The sequence below is a fragment of the Domibacillus sp. F004 genome (assembly GCF_057814295.1).
Genome location: NZ_JBVATB010000003.1, coordinates 422,644 through 439,961, shown reverse-complemented (window position 1 = coordinate 439,961; position 17,318 = coordinate 422,644). Strand labels below are relative to the sequence as shown.

15 protein-coding genes are annotated in these 17,318 nt (G+C 37.5%); 9 read left to right on the top strand and 6 right to left on the bottom strand.

The window, feature by feature from the left end; translation table 11 throughout:
- Positions 1 to 160: 160 nt before the first annotated feature.
- Positions 161 to 640, top strand: coding sequence for a hypothetical protein (locus ACZYRN_RS10790; RefSeq protein ID WP_488911586.1), 480 nt, complete (start codon positions 161 to 163; stop codon positions 638 to 640).
- Between the two features lie 106 nt (positions 641 to 746).
- Here the strand turns inward: ACZYRN_RS10790 and ACZYRN_RS10785 are convergent, their stop codons facing one another.
- Positions 747 to 2,015, bottom strand: a complete 1,269-nt coding sequence (locus ACZYRN_RS10785; RefSeq protein WP_488911584.1) for an ATP-binding protein — start codon at positions 2,013 to 2,015, stop codon at positions 747 to 749.
- A gap of 309 nt (positions 2,016 to 2,324) precedes the next feature.
- Between ACZYRN_RS10785 and ACZYRN_RS10780 the strand changes: the two genes are divergently transcribed.
- The 3 genes from ACZYRN_RS10780 to ACZYRN_RS10770 all read left to right on the top strand — a co-directional run bounded on the left by ACZYRN_RS10780 (position 2,325) and on the right by ACZYRN_RS10770 (position 5,378).
- Positions 2,325 to 2,909, top strand: a complete 585-nt coding sequence (locus ACZYRN_RS10780; protein ID WP_488911582.1) for an NAD(P)H-dependent oxidoreductase — start codon at positions 2,325 to 2,327, stop codon at positions 2,907 to 2,909.
- A 588-nt stretch (positions 2,910 to 3,497) separates the two neighbouring features.
- On the top strand, positions 3,498 to 4,880 hold the full coding sequence (locus ACZYRN_RS10775) for a PepSY-associated TM helix domain-containing protein (RefSeq protein WP_488911580.1): 1,383 nt from the start codon (positions 3,498 to 3,500) through the stop codon (positions 4,878 to 4,880).
- Positions 4,881 to 4,898: 18 nt separating this feature from the next.
- Entirely contained in the window at positions 4,899 to 5,378 is a 480-nt protein-coding gene (locus ACZYRN_RS10770; protein ID WP_488911578.1) for a FixH family protein, read from the top strand.
- Between the two features lie 246 nt (positions 5,379 to 5,624).
- On the opposite strand, the gene ACZYRN_RS10765 is transcribed toward ACZYRN_RS10770, so the two are convergent.
- The 3 genes from ACZYRN_RS10765 to ACZYRN_RS10755 are packed head-to-tail and all read right to left on the bottom strand — an operon-like array spanning position 5,625 to position 8,444.
- On the bottom strand, positions 5,625 to 6,416 hold the full coding sequence (locus ACZYRN_RS10765) for a putative hydro-lyase (RefSeq protein ID WP_488911577.1): 792 nt from the start codon (positions 6,414 to 6,416) through the stop codon (positions 5,625 to 5,627).
- A 30-nt stretch (positions 6,417 to 6,446) separates the two neighbouring features.
- Complete coding sequence (locus ACZYRN_RS10760; RefSeq protein WP_488911575.1) at positions 6,447 to 7,667, bottom strand: NRAMP family divalent metal transporter; 1,221 nt, start codon at positions 7,665 to 7,667, stop codon at positions 6,447 to 6,449.
- A 15-nt stretch (positions 7,668 to 7,682) separates the two neighbouring features.
- A complete protein-coding gene (locus tag ACZYRN_RS10755) occupies positions 7,683 to 8,444 on the bottom strand; it encodes a LamB/YcsF family protein (RefSeq protein WP_488911573.1) in 762 nt (253 codons plus the stop codon).
- Positions 8,445 to 8,742: 298 nt separating this feature from the next.
- On the opposite strand from ACZYRN_RS10755, the gene pxpB reads away from it, so the two are divergent.
- The 4 genes from pxpB to accC are packed head-to-tail and all read left to right on the top strand — an operon-like array spanning position 8,743 to position 12,323.
- Complete coding sequence (gene pxpB, locus ACZYRN_RS10750) at positions 8,743 to 9,489, top strand: 5-oxoprolinase subunit PxpB (RefSeq protein ID WP_488911571.1); 747 nt, start codon at positions 8,743 to 8,745, stop codon at positions 9,487 to 9,489.
- On the top strand, positions 9,489 to 10,484 hold the full coding sequence (locus ACZYRN_RS10745) for a 5-oxoprolinase subunit C family protein (protein ID WP_488911570.1): 996 nt from the start codon (positions 9,489 to 9,491) through the stop codon (positions 10,482 to 10,484). The genes pxpB and ACZYRN_RS10745 overlap by 1 nt, the downstream gene beginning before the upstream one ends.
- 14 nt (positions 10,485 to 10,498) lie before the next feature.
- Positions 10,499 to 10,963, top strand: coding sequence for an acetyl-CoA carboxylase biotin carboxyl carrier protein (accB, locus tag ACZYRN_RS10740; protein WP_488911569.1), 465 nt, complete (start codon positions 10,499 to 10,501; stop codon positions 10,961 to 10,963).
- A 1-nt stretch (position 10,964) separates the two neighbouring features.
- Positions 10,965 to 12,323 carry an acetyl-CoA carboxylase biotin carboxylase subunit gene (gene accC, locus ACZYRN_RS10735; RefSeq protein ID WP_488911568.1) on the top strand — a complete coding sequence of 453 codons (1,359 nt, stop codon included), beginning with the start codon at positions 10,965 to 10,967 and terminating at the stop codon, positions 12,321 to 12,323.
- A 54-nt stretch (positions 12,324 to 12,377) separates the two neighbouring features.
- Here accC and ACZYRN_RS10730 read toward each other — a convergent pair whose 3' ends face one another.
- Together ACZYRN_RS10730 and ACZYRN_RS10725 are read right to left on the bottom strand one after the other, a co-directional pair.
- Positions 12,378 to 13,136 (bottom strand): IclR family transcriptional regulator, encoded by a 759-nt coding sequence (locus ACZYRN_RS10730; RefSeq protein ID WP_488911567.1) that lies wholly within the window; start codon positions 13,134 to 13,136, stop codon positions 12,378 to 12,380.
- A gap of 198 nt (positions 13,137 to 13,334) precedes the next feature.
- The gene (locus ACZYRN_RS10725; protein ID WP_488911566.1) at positions 13,335 to 14,570 is read right to left on the bottom strand and encodes a helix-turn-helix domain-containing protein; all 1,236 of its coding nucleotides are present in this window, start codon (positions 14,568 to 14,570) and stop codon (positions 13,335 to 13,337) included.
- A 244-nt stretch (positions 14,571 to 14,814) separates the two neighbouring features.
- Here ACZYRN_RS10725 and ACZYRN_RS10720 point away from each other — a divergent pair, with 244 nt between their 5' ends.
- Entirely contained in the window at positions 14,815 to 17,118 is a 2,304-nt protein-coding gene (locus ACZYRN_RS10720; protein ID WP_488911565.1) for a glycoside hydrolase family 2 protein, read from the top strand.
- The last annotated feature ends 200 nt before the right edge of the window (positions 17,119 to 17,318 follow it).

Sequence of the window (17,318 nt, the reverse complement as noted above, 5' to 3'; positions counted from 1 at the left end):
TTTCCTGGCATTCTTTTTCTCTTCAATCGACCAAAAAAGCAGCATTTCTTCTCTATTTTTTTAGCGAAGTGAATGGATCTAGATGTTTATCTATTAAACATTGAGGCTATTATAATAAAGAATTATTTACTGAGAATTTAACAAAGGAGAGGGATGTATCATGACACAAACAGAAATGTACCATACAAATGACACAGTAAAGGAAACCGGCAAATATCTTTGTACGTCAGGGGCCGTAAAAGAACTGCAAGAAGGAGATGCCTTTCCACATTGCCCGAAAACGAATGAACTGACAACGTGGCGTCCCGCAGACCACGAACAAAAAACAGAAGCCACGTATCATACAAATGACACAGTAAAGGAAACCGGCAAATATCTTTGTACGTCAGGAGCAATGAAAGAGCTGCAAGAAGGGGACGCCTTTCCACATTGCCCGAAAACAAATGAACTGACAACGTGGCGGCATGCAGACCATGAACAAAAAACAGGACCAGCAGGCCGGTATATCGATGAAAAGGATTTAGATGCGGATTTGAAAAGTGGACTCACATTCCCAACCCCAGACAAAACAGTCGATGATCTTGGTGACGAGGTGAATGTCAAAAGCGGACGCAGATTCCCAACTCCTCAGAAATCATAAAAGGATTTGAATCTTATGGACAAAGATCACTTCTTCAGAAGGTGATCTTTGTCCATTTTGAATGAATTCTCACATTGAAATGAAAAAAATGTCTTTTAATTAAGCATTAATGGTCCATTGCTGGAAAAAGAAGAGAGAAGCGCGTTCCTTTGCCTACTTCACTTTCTACTTTAATTTCGCCTTGCATGGCTTTCACAATGCTATAAATCACCATCGTTCCAAGGCCTGTTCCTTTCACTTTTGTCGTGTAATACGGTGTCCCCAACCGTTCAATTTGTTCACCGGTCATCCCGATACCGGCATCTGTCACGGTGATGACTGCTTTCCCGTCGTTCTCCTGCAAATGAATATGCAGTTTCCCGCCATCAGGCATGGATTCAATTCCATTTTTAATAAGATTAATAAGACACTGATGAAGTTTTTGCTTTTCCCCTGTCACATAGACTTCCCTCTTTTTTTGACAGTCGATCGTTACATTATTCAGCTCAGCAAAAGGATTGACAATATTAACGATATAATGTAATTCCTTCGTTAAATCTAAAAGTTCTACATGCTCCAATGATGGTTTAGCAAAGGTAAGGTAATCGGTAATCGTTGCTTCCGCTTTGTCTAATGCATCCATAGAGAAATCAATATACAATTTCTTTTCTTCCTTTGTCAGATCCGGATCCCGTAATAGTTGAATAAATCCTCTTGTTACCGTAAGTGGATTTCTTACTTCATGAGAAATGCTTGCAGCAAGTTCACTAACGGTTTTTAGCTTTTCTAAATTCTTTATTTCTTGAGTAAGAGTTGCTTCTCTTCTTGCTTTTTCATTAAAAACGACAAAGAATAGGATTCCAATCGGTTGAATGATAAGAGAAATAATGAAAATGGTGAAATAATCCACAGTGATGTTTTCTGACATCAACAAAAAGAATTTTGTTATCCGAGAAAACAATCCAAAGAAAGAAGCTAATAGGGCTAAATATATTTTCTTTTTCATCGTCATGCTTTTATTAAACGCGGGAATTATACACCATAATGAAAGAAGCAGCAGAAAATAGATGATGAAGGTCGTATCTGTATTAGGAATATTAAAAAACAGTCGATAAGTTACTAGAATAAAAGCTAAAAAAACAGTAACCTTGCGCCCGCCGTATAGTGCTCCAATAATAAAAGGAATTTGCAGAAAATCAAGGTTGTAACCAGTAGGAAGGGTGATGGGGAAGGTCATACATAGAATGATGGAAGTCCCTGAGACAAGCGCAATGATCAGTTCATTCGTTAATGCATGCGCTTTTCTTTCAATAAATCTAAAATAAAGGGAGAAACAAAAATAAACCAAAAAAATATTTAACAAAAAGGTTTGTAGAGGTTCTAATATAGTCGTCATATACGATTACTCCTGTCTTTCCACAAGTTCACATAGAAATAGAATTTAATTACTGGAAAATAAAGAGATTTATGGTGAAACAAATAGTATTAATAGGTAGTTTTCCTTATTATCCTATAACAAACAGTGGAAACCTATCTTTTTTATTCGTCAAATTATGTCAAAAATCGACATTGTGTTGCATACTGATTCGAGTAAAAGTGTTTTGGAAATGAAAAGACAGATTAGTTGAAGTAAAGCAAGTTTATCCGATAGAATAATTTTGATTATGGGAGAAAAGAGAAAAGTAAAAAAGGTGGAGGTTTTTGAATGAATCATCTCATTGTGTATGCACATCCATACGCGGACAGTTTTAATCACGCTATCTTGGAATCAGCAGTCCGTGCCTTAAAGAAAAACGGCCACGAAGTAGCGGTTCGTGATTTATATGCACTGGATTTTTATCCTGTTTTGAAACCGGAAGATACGGCAGCGATGAAAGCGGGAGAAACACCGGAAGATATTAAAACGGAACAAGCATTTATTACAAAAGCGGATGTCATTACCTTTATTTATCCGATTTGGTGGACGGGTCTTCCTGCTATTTTAAAGGGATACGTCGATCGTGTGTTTGCCTACGATTTTGCCTATTCAGTAGATGAACAAGGAAACGTTCCGTTATTGACAGGCAAGAAAGGCTTTATCATTAATACACATGATTATTCGAATAAAGTGTACGATGAGATGGGGATGACGGCTGGATTAAAAATCACCTCAGACATAGGGATTTTCGACTTTTGTGGGATTGAACCTGTCGATCATTTATTTTTTGGAGGTGTCGGTCAAGTAGAGGATGAAGCCTATAAAGAAATGTTAAATCAAGTGGAAGAGACTGTTCATTCCCTTTTTCCATAAAATAGATCCTTCTTTTAAGGCGAAAAAAGGTTTAAATGTTTTCTTATGAGGGCATCCTCTTATTAGGTGCATATTTCGACTGCGGTACTTAACCAAGCTTCAAAGACCTCATGGCACCTGTGAGGTCTTTTTTTATGAAAAAATATAACTTGTTCAAATAACAGGTATCCCTTTTGGGGTGCCTGTTTTTTCTCTTTCAGCTTTCTGCATTCAGGATAACGACACGATCAGAGTCATAATCCCCTTCTTTTGGTGTTGATAAATGTTATAAAAAGTCAGGTAGAACCGTTTTTTACAATTCGACAAGATCTGTTCCGCTTATAATCAAGAAACAAAAAAAGCATTCGCCTAATAGCTAAAAGACAGGTACAGCAACGAGAGAATGGGAATGTGAAGAAAGTTTAAAAACAGGGATGAAAGCGTTGTTTAAAAAAAATGGAGGAGTTGCCTTATGAAGATACAACAAGTGAAACATTTTTTAACATAATCAACACAGAAGATTTGGTGATAGGATCTACCATTTTGAAAAAAGAAATGAAAAGGATAAAACCATATTTCCAATCCAAAAAATAAAAAGGAGCAAATCAAATGGAAGCGATAAAATTAGAACAATTAAGTCAAGAACAAGAAAAACCAACGAAAAAACGGACAAGGGCCTCCCTCTATCAAACGGTCTGGAGGTGGCACTTTTATGCGGGCCTTATTTTTTCTCCATTTTTGATCATTCTCGCCTTTAGCGGAGGTGTCTATTTATTTAAACCGCAAATTGAATCTGTGCTTTATAAAGATTTGTATTATGTTCAAGAAGAAAGCGCATCTACGGTCGCACCTTCTGCCCAAATAGAAAAAATAAGGGAAAGCTACCCTGAGGCTACTATTTCCTCATTTAAAACGTACGATGATCCTTCTCGCACAAATGAAATTGGCTTAATGGAAAATGAACAAGCTCTTTCTGTTTTTATCAACCCTTATAACGGAGAAATAACAGGTTCATTAAACAATGAAGAAAAGTTCACAGAAATATTCAAAAAACTGCATAGTGAATTAATTGTTGGCGGTACATTCGCCAATCGGTTGGTGGAGCTTGCGGCATGCTGGGCCGTTATATTACTGATTACTGGATTATATATTTGGTGGCCAAGAAATAAAGCGTCCATATGGGGAACCATCTTGCCGAGGTTTACAAAAAACCGTAGAATCTTTTGGCGGGATATGCATGCCGTGCCAGCATTCTGGTTATCTGCAGGTATTTTGATTTTAATTGCAACTGGACTTCCATGGTCAGGCGTGATGGGAGAACAAATTGGGAAATTGGCGGTAGCCCCTCCATTTGCCTATGATTGGGGAGAAAAACCGGAATCCGTTACGTATACGGAAGATGTCGCAGAGGATGTTCCATGGGCAAATGAGAAATTACCCGTTCCTTCTTCATCAGTAGGTGAATATGTTCCTTTAACGCTGGAAGAAGTGACTCACATAGCAAGTAATGAAAACATTCAAAAGCCGTATACCATATCGTTTCCAGAAGGTGAAAAAGGAGTCTATACGATTTCAACTTCAGAAACACCTAAAGACTTAGCCACTGTGCACGCTGACCAATACAGCGGGGCTGTTTTGAGCGATGTTCGTTTTCAAGATTTTGGATTTGGGGCAAAAATGGTTTCACTTGGAATCGCTCTTCATGAGGGGCAACTGTTCGGTTTAGCCAATCAAATTCTTGGTCTTATCGTTTGTTTAGGTCTCATCGGTGTCGTGATGAGTTCGTTCATGATGTGGCGTAAACGAAAACCGGAAGGAAAGTTAGGATCACCAGCCAAATCAAAAGATAAGAAGGTAACGAGAACGGTATTCTTTATTATGTTAGTGATGGGCATCATTATGCCATTAGTAGGGATTTCTATTATCATTATCTTTTTATTGGATCGTTTCGTCCTGCCAAAAATAAAACCATTAAAAGCATGGATAGGTTAAGATAGCGAGGGGAATAAGTTGAAAAAAATAATTTTAAGCATGGCACTGATCTTCGTTTTGCTCTTTATTTCAGCCTGTACAGCAAACACCGATCAATCCAATACTACGACTTCTACTCCTAAAATAGTAGAAGTGGAAATTCTTTTACCAGAAAAGATCTCTCTAAACGAGGAAAGTATGCTGAAGGTTCAATTAACGCAAGATAAGCAAAGCGTAGAAGATGCAGATGATGTTCAATTTGAAATATGGAAAGCAAACAGCAAAGAAGAAAGTGAAATGGTTAAAGCGGAGCATGAAAAAGAGGGAATCTATAGCGTCAAAAAAACATTTCAAGAAGACGGGGTATATTATGTTCAAACCCACGTGACAGCCCGCGGCATGCATGTCATGCCAAAGAAACAATTCGTTGTAGGAACTGTTTCGGAAGAGGAACTAAACGCGCTTAAAGAAGAACCTCAAATTCAAGTTCAAGAGGGAAGTCAGGGTCATCATCATTAAATGACGACAAATGATTTACATGTGGAGAAATGGTGTTATTTATCGCAGATTACGTTTATTAACACCATGATGAAAAAACTGCTTCGTATAACAAACAAAAAAGTCCGGAGAGACATTCAACTTCTCTTCGGACTTTTTTGTTCCAGTATAAAACGAACAATCCTTCCGCGCACAATAGAAAAATGGCTGGTTATCCAACTAGAGAGTATATTGTTGCGCAGACTAGAGGACAATTATTGGATCATTCTATAAAACACTAAGTTTTTCGTCCCGCACATCACTAATAAACATATGGCCAGGGGCATGGGTAATCATAAGTGAAGGTTTGCTTTGTAAAGCAACTGCTTGAGGTGTCACACCGCAAGCCCAAAATACCGGAATCTCGCCTTCCTTAATAGTGACTGCATCACCGAAATCAGGTTTGGAGATATCGGTAATGCCAAGTTGACTTGGATCACCGATATGAATAGGGGACCCATGTACAGAAGGAAAGCGAGTTGTAATCTGAATGGCACGAATGGCATCTTCATGCGACATTGGACGCATGCTTACAACAGTTGGCCCTTCAAATACACCTGCTTTTTCACATGGAATATTCGTTTTATACATAGGAACGTTACATTTTTCTTCGATATGTCGAATAGGTATACCACTTTCAATGAGTGGTGTTTCAAATGTAAAACTACACCCTAGTAAGAAGCCGACCATATCATCTTCCCAATACTCTGTTATGTCTGTCACTTCTTCCGTGTAAATCCCATCCTTATAAATTCGATACTTAGGAATATCCTTTCGAATATCAGCTTCTTTAGCAATTTTACTCGGATGGAAAGAGCCAGGTTCTGTCACATCTAATAAAGGACATGGTTTCGGATTTCGCTGGCAGAAAAGCAAGAAATCAAAGGCATATTCTTTCTTTAAAATAACTAAATTGGCTTGTGTAAATCCTTTTGACATACCAGCAGTTGGCCCCGTAATGTCTTGTTTACGGATAAGTTCCCTTATTTCATTTGGAGCCATATATTCGTAACTTAACATGTGTAGACCCCCTTTAGAAATCATCATTTCTTATTTAAAAAGTAATGGGATTTGTTCAATTAATGTCATGATTCCTAAATACCCCATGACGACTACGACGAATCCGCCTGAAATCGTTAACCATAGTGGATGTTTATAATCCCCAACGATATTTTTCTTGTAAGCAGCTATTAAAAGCGTCCCTAATGCTATTGGTAAAATAAGAGCATTCAAAGCTCCAACTAATAATAAAATATTAACCGGTCGTCCGACTAAAGCAAACGTTACAGTTGATACTAAAATAAATAAGATAATAATCCAATTATGATACTTTTCGATTACTGGGCTGAACGAACGAATAAAGGAAACAGATGTATAAGCGGCACCTACGACAGACGTAATGGCAGCTGCCCACATAATCACACCAAACATTCGATAACCGATATCACCTGCAGCAAGTTGGAACACTGAAGCTGGAGGGTTTTCTGGATCAATGGCAAGACCTTGAGACACAACTCCGAGAACAGCTAAAAATAATGCGACACGCATGACACCTGTAACTGCAATACCTGTTACAGAACTTTTCGTCACTTCAGGTAATGATTCAACCCCTTTTATCCCCGCATCTAACAGACGATGCCCGCCAGCGAATGTAATGTATCCTCCCACCGTTCCACCAACGAGTGTTACGATGGCAAATATACTAATTTTTTCAGGAACGAACGTATTAGCAATTGCTTCTCCAACAGGTGGCGATGTAATGAATGCCACATACACCATTAAGATGATCATAACGAAACCGGCGATTTGAGCCACTTTGTCCATTGCTTTACCAGCTTCTTTAAATACGAAAATAAAGATAGCAAATGCTGCACTAATAATCGCACCTATAATAGGATCCATTCCAAGCATGGCATTTAATCCAAGGCCTGCTCCGGCGACATTTCCAATATTAAATGCCAGACCGCCTATGACGATAATAACCGCTAAAAACACACCTAGTCCGGGTAAAACCTTGTTAGCAATTTCTTGTCCACGCAATCCTGATACGGCAATAATTCTCCAAACATTCATTTGAGCAAAAACATCTAAAAGCAATGAAATTAAAATAACAAACGCAAAGCTTGCGGCCAATTGCTGAGTAAATACCGTCGTTTGCGTTAGAAATCCAGGGCCAATCGATGATGTCGCCATTAAAAAAGCGGCACCAAGCAAAACACTCTTACTTACTTTCTTTTTAGCTTTAACTGCTCCATTCTTCTGTTCTGTCATAAAGGTGTCCCCATTCTATTCGATAATTGATGAAACAACAATCTTATTATTTTCTAACGTTTCTTTAATATACTTCGCAAAAGCAAGTGCATGTTCGCCATCTCCGTGAATGCAAACGGTGTCTGCTTTTAAAGAAACTTCCGTGTTTTGTTGAGAAGTGACTTTTCCTTCTGTCACCATTTTGACGACTTGTGATACCGATTGTTCTTCATCTGTTATTAAAGCGTCAGAATGTGAACGAGAAGTTAACGCACCATCAGATTGATATGTACGATCGGCAAAAACTTCGTGTGCTGTCCGTAAGCCGATCTTTTCTCCTGCTTTCGTCAACTCACTTCCAGCAAGTCCAAATAAAATTAAAGATGGTGAAATGTCATATACCGCCTGGGCAATAGCCTCAGCAAGCTTAGGGTCATTTGCTGACATATTGTACAAAGCTCCATGTGGTTTAACGTGCTGCATCGTTTCATTACATGTGGATAAGAACCCTTGAAGAGCACCAATTTGATAAACAACCATATCATATGCTTCTTGCGGTGTAATTTTCATTTCGCGGCGTCCGAATCCATTTAAATCCGGCAAACCGGGGTGGGCACCAATTTTCACGTTATTTTCAATGGCAAGCTTGACCGTTTCCCTCATCACCCTCGGATCGCCTGCGTGAAAACCACACGCAATATTCGCTGATGTTACATATTTCAATATTTCTTGTTGTTCACTGAGTGTATATCGCCCATAACTTTCCCCTAAATCACAATTCAAATCTACTTTAAGCACCCTTTTCCCCTCCAAATAGTTTAGTTAGATTCCTGCCCACTTTTAAATAAAGGTAAGCGTTTACAAGATAAAAACATAATAAGTTCCGAATTAAGGAACAGTAGTTTTGAAATGCAAATTTATTTTATCATAAAAAAAAATGTCTGAATAGACACCATTATCGAATTTATTGAAAATACCGAAATGAGCTACTTTTGAAATTTCCACACTTGTTTTTTTATTTTTTAATAATTATAATTTGAGTAGTCCATTTTTAAGAACAATGGTACCGAATTTTGAAACCATGGAGGTGTTGAAAATGAGTCATTGTTCCACTGAAGTCATCATGAAACCTTTAGGTGATTCCGCACTAATTGTCCAGCTTGGCGAGGGAATAAGCCCGTCTATTCACCAAAAAGTTCAAGCGTTATCCATGTTGTTGAATACTTATCCTTTTGATGGTTTTATTGAATCCGTACCAGCTTTTAATAATATTACAATCCATTACGATCCGGTATTAGTGCATCATACACAATTGGATAACCTTGCAAATAATCAGCCGTCATTGACTTCTTTTCAAATAGTTTGCTCGAATATAAATGAATTAATTCAGGATATTGATGACACACAAAAATTTGAAGCAAGACTAGTTGAGATTCCAGTTTTATATGGCGGTGAATATGGCCCTGATTTAGATGATGTAGCAGCGTATCATAAGATATCACCAGAAGATGTGATTCGAATACATACTCAAAGTGATTGTTTAGTTTATATGTTAGGGTTTGCTCCAGGCTTTCCATTTATGGGGGGAATGGATGAAAGAATTGCAACGCCTCGTAGAGAAACGCCCCGGTTATCGATTGCACCCGGGTCAGTTGGAATAGCCGGAAAACAAACCGGTGTTTATCCGTTAGAAACACCTGGAGGCTGGCAGATTATTGGGCGTACTCCGTTAGATTTATTTCGTCCAGATCTTTCACCGCCGACATTGCTGCAAGCTGGAGACAAGATTAAATTTGTCCAAATTTCTCCTGAAGAATATCACACGTATAAGGAGAGAAAGTAATGACTGTAAAAGTACTTAATCAAGGACTGCTGACGAGTGTACAAGACTTAGGAAGATACGGTTTTCAACAATATGGTGTCATTGTTAGTGGAGCGATGGATAAATATTCGCTAAGAGTGGCAAATTTACTAGTAGGGAATAAAGAAAATGAAGGAGCTCTAGAAGTTACATTATTAGGTACGTCCCTTCGATTTGAAAAAGATCTGTTAATCGCGATAACAGGCGGCGATTTACTTGCTTCGATTGATGGCGAAAAAGCACCAACGTGGCGGCCTATATTAGTGAGAAAAGGCTCTGTATTGCAATTCAAATCTCCTTTAAAAGGATGCCGGGCATATGTAGCTTTCGCTGGAGGTATCGCTGTTCAAGAAGTAATGGGAAGTAAAAGCACATACCTCCGGGCGGGAATAGGCGGATTTAAAGGCAGAGCTTTGCAAAAAGAGGATGTCATCGAATGTGGTGAAATGAATGAATTCAGTACTTCGTTGTTTCATCAATTAAATAAGAGAAATAGCGATTTTACGTGGACAGTCAATTATGGTGCGCTCATCAATTTACAGCAAACTCAAACGATACGAGTAATAAGAGGCACGGAGTTTGACCGATTCGATGAAAAAAGTAAAAGAACACTTTTTAATGAACCGTATACATTAACGACTCAAGCCGATCGGATGGGCTATCGAATGGAAGGTCCTCCGCTCTCTTTAGCAAAGGAATTTGAATTACTATCTGAAGGCGTCACACACGGAACTATTCAAGTACCCCCAAACGGAAATCCAATTATTCTAATGGCGGACCGTCAAACAACAGGTGGTTATCCAAAAATCGCTCAAATTATTTCGGCTGATTTGCCGAGTATGGCGCAGTTACAACCGACCGCCAACATACATTTCAAGGAAATTTCACATAAAGAAGCAGAGAGTGAATTATTAAAGAAAGAACAAATAATAAATGAGATAAAAACAGGCATCCGCTTTAAAGGACTTTACATATGAGAGGGAATGACATAATGAAAGTAAATGAGTTCAAAGAATTAATTGACTATATTGAGCAGTCTTCTGTAGATGTACTTAATTTAGAGAACAAAGATATAAAATTATATTTTCAAAAACGCAATGCGTCGAATGTGACAATAAATTTGGCAGAACGAGTATCTCAAGCAGCCCAAATGGTTACGACAGATGAAACGATAATGGAATCCGAACAGCCTTCGTCAAATGAAGATGACGGATTTCATCGAATAGAGTCTCCTATGGTTGGAACGTTTTATTCACGTTCGAATCCAGACGCAGAACCTTTTGTTCAAGTAGGATCAGTAATTGAAAAGAACCAACCCGTTTGTGTGTTAGAGGCGATGAAGTTGTTTAATGAAGTTGTATCAGAGGTGGATGGAGAAATAATCGAAATATTAGCTAAAGATGGACAAATCATTGAATTTGGACAACCGTTGTTTATGGTAAAGGTGAGTGGCTGACATGCTTAAGAAAGTATTGATTGCCAACCGCGGGGAAATAGCCGTTCGGATTATTAGGGCATGCAAAGAGATGGATATACAAACAGTTGCCATCTATTCTGAAGCAGATAAAGAGGCGCTTCACGTAAAGCTAGCAGATGAAGCATATTGTATAGGTAGTGCTCCGTCAAAAGAAAGCTATCTTAACATCGTTAATATCATAAGTATTGCAACGATAACCGGAGTCGATGGAATACATCCTGGTTATGGATTTCTGGCAGAAAATGCCGATTTCGCTGAATTATGTCGTGACTGCCATATTGCATTTATCGGCCCCTCTCCAGAAGCTATTCAAAAAATGGGCATCAAAGATGTAGCTAGAGATACGATGAAGGAAGCTGGCGTTCCGATCGTGCCCGGTTCAGATGGAATAATAAAAGATGATAGGGAAGGTTTAAAGATTGCCGAAAAAATAGGCTTTCCAGTGATCATTAAAGCGACAGCAGGCGGCGGTGGAAAGGGAATACGTGTTGCACATGATCGAGAGGAATTAAAAAAAGGGATAGAAGTAACACAACAAGAAGCTGAAACGGCCTTTGGAAACCCAGGAGTTTATTTAGAAAAATTTATCAAAGACTTTCGTCATGTAGAAATTCAAATCATGGCGGATTCATATGGAAATGTCATACATCTAGGCGAACGTGATTGTACGATTCAACGAAGAATGCAAAAATTAATAGAGGAAACTCCATCCCCGGCTATTTCGACCGAAACCCGAGAAAAAATGGGGGAAGCGGCAATTCTAGCGGCAAAAGCAGTTGATTATATGGGTGCTGGTACAGTTGAGTTTATATATGATTACAAAGAAGATACATTCTATTTCATGGAGATGAATACTCGTATTCAAGTAGAACATCCGATAACAGAAATGGTCACTGGAGTCGATTTGATTAAAGAACAGATTCGAGTAGCTTCCCGTTATCCATTACAAATGAAGCAAGAAGATGTAACCATGACTGGATGGTCGATTGAATGCAGAATTAATGCTGAAAATCCAGCCAAAAACTTCATGCCTTCACCAGGAGAAATAAAAGAATATAATTTGCCAGGCGGTTTTGGGGTTCGAGTTGATTCTGCTGTATATGCAGGATATAATATACCGCCATTTTATGATTCAATGATTGCAAAATTAATTGTACATGGCAACACAAGAGAAGAAGCAATCAAGAAAATGATTCGCGCTTTAGATGAATTTACTGTAGAAGGAGTTTCAACAACGATTCCATTCCATAAAGCCCTTTTACAACATGAAGTGTTTTTAAGCGGCAACTTTAACACGAATTTTCTTGAATTACATAGTTTAGACATAGAAGAAATCTAAACTGAAAACATCCCCTATTTATTTCTGAAAAACAGGTGAATAGAGGATGTTTTTTTATGCTTTGATATATCCTAACCGTTCAGAAATTTGCTCCGCTGCCCGCTTAGCTTTTTCTGCGAAAAGAGGTATATTTTCATTTTGATAATTCGCTTCAATACCAGCAATACTAATGCCAGCAATCACGTCACCTTTATGATCAAAGATAGGAGCAGCGATGGCAGACGTATGATTCTCTAATTCAGAATGACTAATCGTGTAACCGTCTTTTTGAGCTTGTTTAATCGTTTTATATAAACGTTCCTCATCGGTGATCGTTCCCATCGCAAAAGGTTGTAGTTCAATCGATTCAATGTATTTATCAATTTCCAGACTCGGTAAAAAAGATAAAATAACTCGAGAACAAGCTCCTGCATATAAAGGGCTTCTTCTGCCAATTGCCGTATATAATCGAACTTTTTGATTCGTATCGATTTTTTCAATATACATCGCTTCATTATTTTGTTTAACAATTAGATTAACGGCTTCATTTACATCATCATGCAGCTCTTGCATGATAGGGTAGGCAATTTGCCGAATATCAAGCCTGGAAGAAACTAATTGACCGAAATGAAGAAACATTAAACCTAATCGATATTTTGAATCTGCCCCCTTCTCTAAAAACCCCATCTCCTCTAAAGACATTAACATACGATAGACAGATGTTTTCGGAATGCCAGATAAACCAATAATTTCTTGGAATGTTAATTGTGCATGGTCTATAAATAAATTTAAAATATCCATTGAACGGACAACAGTTTTGTTTTTATTCTGCATTGCTTTTCTCCTTTATGTAGATATTATACTTTACATATTTGATAATTTAAGATTGAGCCACTACGAAAATGTCTACATAGAAAGTGGAAGAAAAGAGATTCTCTATGACTTAATAATATATTATCAAATTTTTGAAAGACGTAGAAGGTAATCACAAAGACATATTCAATATTTTTTGATAGTTCAAGAAATATCGTTTTAGCTATTTTTATTTTTGATATATTGGGATGGTGTTAAGGAAGTCATTTTTTTGAACACTCTACTGAAATAATTTAAATCATTGAAACCGACCATAAAAGCAATTTCTGTAATCGATAGATTTCCTCTTTGTAAATACAACTTTGCTTCTTCTACCCTTTTTTGATGAATATAATCAATGATATTCATATTGGTATCTTCCTTAAACTTGCGTGAAAGATGGGAAGAGTTCACATGGATGGTTGCTGCAATATCATGAAGTGTTAAAGGATTTTCTATATTTAAATGAATATAATCGATAGCCTTTTTCACAATAGGGCTATAATGACGTGTCGAAAATTCATTTACAACATCACAATATTCATTCATCATGACGGTACTTAATTTTTTCAAATAAGGCAGATTCGGGGCTCTTTCAATTAAAATAGCGAACTTTTCTGAAATCATGTGAATATAAACGGGATGAACGCCTCCTCTTTCAGCAGCGATTCTACACAGTGTGTTCAAAACCAATGATATATTTTTAGCGGATCGAATCGGGCTTTCGGGTATTCGATCAGAAATAGTTAAGAGACCGCTATTTTCTTTTGAGATATGGGCTATTTCCTCTTTATCTCCTCTTGCAATCGCATTCATTAGTTGCTTCTCATAGGTATATCTAATTTCAATAATAGTTTTACTTTCAGCAATAGTGGTTTTTAGCACCTCTTTGTTTTGTGCTGGTGTGACGATATCAGAGGTGATGAGTTGTGAGTCAACATGAGGGTGTATACACATATTAACAAGTAAATCTCCGATGCTGTTAGAAGCATTGCTGCTTAGAACGGTTAAAGATGTATAGAATTCTTGGAGTTGTCTTCGTTCACTGACAGGCAGTCTGTTTTTAGCGATCATATCACTCGTAAAGTCCATAACCGGTATACTCGAAAGAAAAGGACCGATTAAAATGAAACCAGAGAAAGATCTGTTTTTCCATAGACCCGCGGCAATATACTCAAGACCATAGGAATTTATATAGTAATAGTAGCTATTCGATTTATTTATCCTTAATGTTTCATTAATTGTAAGATACTCATGATCGACGTTTTGCAGCACGGCTGGAATGTCATGATTCACTAGTTGTAAAAGAGCATTCCCATCCTTATCAATGAACCGAACATCCAGTTTAGTAATAGTATTCAATATCGTACATACTTTACTGAAATCGTTAACATCCAATTTTGGTTTTTCCAACATACGATCACCTTTCCGTTTCATTATGGCTATTATTATAATCGTCAACGCGTTAAAAAGCTATATATGTGCTAGTCTAGTCAAAATAGTGCGATTTTTAATAAGAACAATCATCTATAATGAATTTAAGCGCATTCAAATGATAGAAGGAAGAAACAAGACCGTTTCGTATATCTGTTAGTCGTTTTGGAGACGATTAACTTGTCATCATGCCGGCAGTGAGAAGACAAAACGAGGAGGAAAAACGATGAGAAAAATAATGAATATAAATCGCGAATGGAAATTTATAAAGCAAGATGAAGCAAACGCAATGGATCAAGCTTATAATGATGAAAATTGGGAAGCCGTTCATGTTCCTCACACGTGGAACGCAATTGATGGCGCAAATGGATTTGATTTTTATAAAGGGGCTTGTTGGTACAGAAAAGAGTTTGTCTTAAATACTTTGGCACAAGGAAACAAAGTATTTATTGAATTCGAAGGATCTAACAGCATTACGGATGTATATGTGAATGGCAGGCATATGGGACAGCATAAAGGTGGGTATTCTACTTTTCGATTTGATATTAGTGACGTTGTTGAATTTGGAACGAAGAATACGCTAGCTGTCAAAGTGGACAATACAGTTGTGGATGACGTATATCCTCAAATGGCGGATTTTACATTTTACGGCGGGATTTACCGCGATGTTAATCTAGTGATAGCGAATCATGTTCATTTCGACTTAATGGATTATGGCTCAAAAGGAATTTATGTGATTCAAGATGATGTAAACGAAGAACAAGCTTTACTCACAATTAAGTCAAAGATAACAAATGATCGTGATGAAGAGACAAAAGTAAGACTGTGGGCAGATATTTTAGATGCTGAAGGTCAACATGTTGCTTATGCAGCCAAAGAAGTCGTACTTGCATCAGGTGAAACGAGAGACGAAGAAATGTCAGTTGTCATCGAAAACCCAATATTATGGAATGGCCGAAAAAATGCTTATATGTATGAAGCCAAAGTTTCAATGACTAGTTTTAATGATACGGTAGATGAGCTTTCCATTCCATTTGGTGTCAGATACTTTGAAGTGAATGCGGATAAAGGATTCTTCTTAAATGGAGAGCATCTTGCTTTAAATGGTGTTTCAAGACATCAAGATCGAAAAGATATGGGCTGGGCGATTACAGAAAAAGAACATATAGAAGATATGGAGTTAATGAAAGAGGTAGGAGCGACTTCCATCCGATTAGCGCACTATCAACATGACCAATATTTCTATGATCTATGTGATCAAGAAGGGATGGTTGTTTGGGCTGAAATCCCATTTATCTCTGTCATGTCAAAAACGGAATTAGAAGGTATAAATGCCAAACAACAAATGATTGAACTCATTAGACAAAACTTTAACCATCCATCCATTATGTTCTGGGGGATTCAAAATGAAATTCAAATTAGCGGAGAAAGACCAGAACTTCGAAAACTTGTGAAAGAATTAAATGAGTTAACGAAAAAAGAAGATCCGACTAGATTAACGACAATGGCCAATGTGATGTTCGTGAAAGACGAAGATGAGTATAATTATATGACAGATATCGTTGGTTATAATAAATATTATGGCTGGTACAACGGTGTGGCTGAAGATTTTGCCGGCTGGCTTGATAGATTTCATAAGACGAATCCGACTGTGAAATTAGGGATATCTGAGTACGGGGCAGAAGGGATTTTGCAATATCACAGCAATGATCCAAAAGTAAAAGACTACACGGAAGAATATCATGCGTTATATCATGAAACCGTTTGGAAAATATTCGCAGAACGTCCCTTCCTTTGGTCAACCTATGTATGGAACATGTTTGATTTCGGTGCCAATATACGAGACGAAGGTGGCGTAAAAGGAAGAAACAACAAAGGGTTAATTACGTACGATCGAAAGATTAAAAAGGACGCTTTCTATATGTATAAAGCAAATTGGTCAGATGAAAAATTTGTGCATATTACAAGCAAACGATTTGTCGATCGAGCAGATAATGAAATCAATGTGAAAGTGTACTCGAACTGTGAGGAAGTCACCCTTTATGTAAATGGAACGGAAGTATCTACCAAAATAAGTGATGATCGAATCTTTCTTTTTGAAAACATTGCTTTACATGATGGAATGAATGAGATTAAAGCAATCGCTAACCGAGAAGGTAACCGCTTTGAAGATGTCGCTAGATTCAATAAAGTGAATGAACCAAATGAAAGCTATAAAGCGCCTGAAGACGAAGGCGGCTCCGTATCTAACTGGTTTGAAATGCCAGAAGGAGTAGAAGATGTTGTTGTAGGAGAAATACATATCACTGATGATGTGTATTCAACACGCTGCACCTTTGAAGAGCTTTTCAAAAATGAAGAAACGAAGGCAGTGCTTGATAAGTATTTAGCCGGCATTGAAGATCATCCAATGTTCGGAATGATACAGACTATGACCGTTGATACGATGTCTGAATTGGCATCAGAACAATTTAATGAAAAAATGCTGTATACCCTTAATAAAGAACTAACCATCATTAAAAAGTCATAAATAATAATGAAGAAAGAGGCTGCTTTTTATCTAAGTAGCCTCTTTTCAATTTCAAAATGAAAAACCTCTTAACGATTGAATATGGGGCGTCATTCAACGATAGAGTATATTGTTGTGCAGATGAGAGAACAATAATCGGTCTTAGAAACAATGTTTAACCCACATCAAATAAGGTATTGTAGAAATAGGGGGAGGGCAAT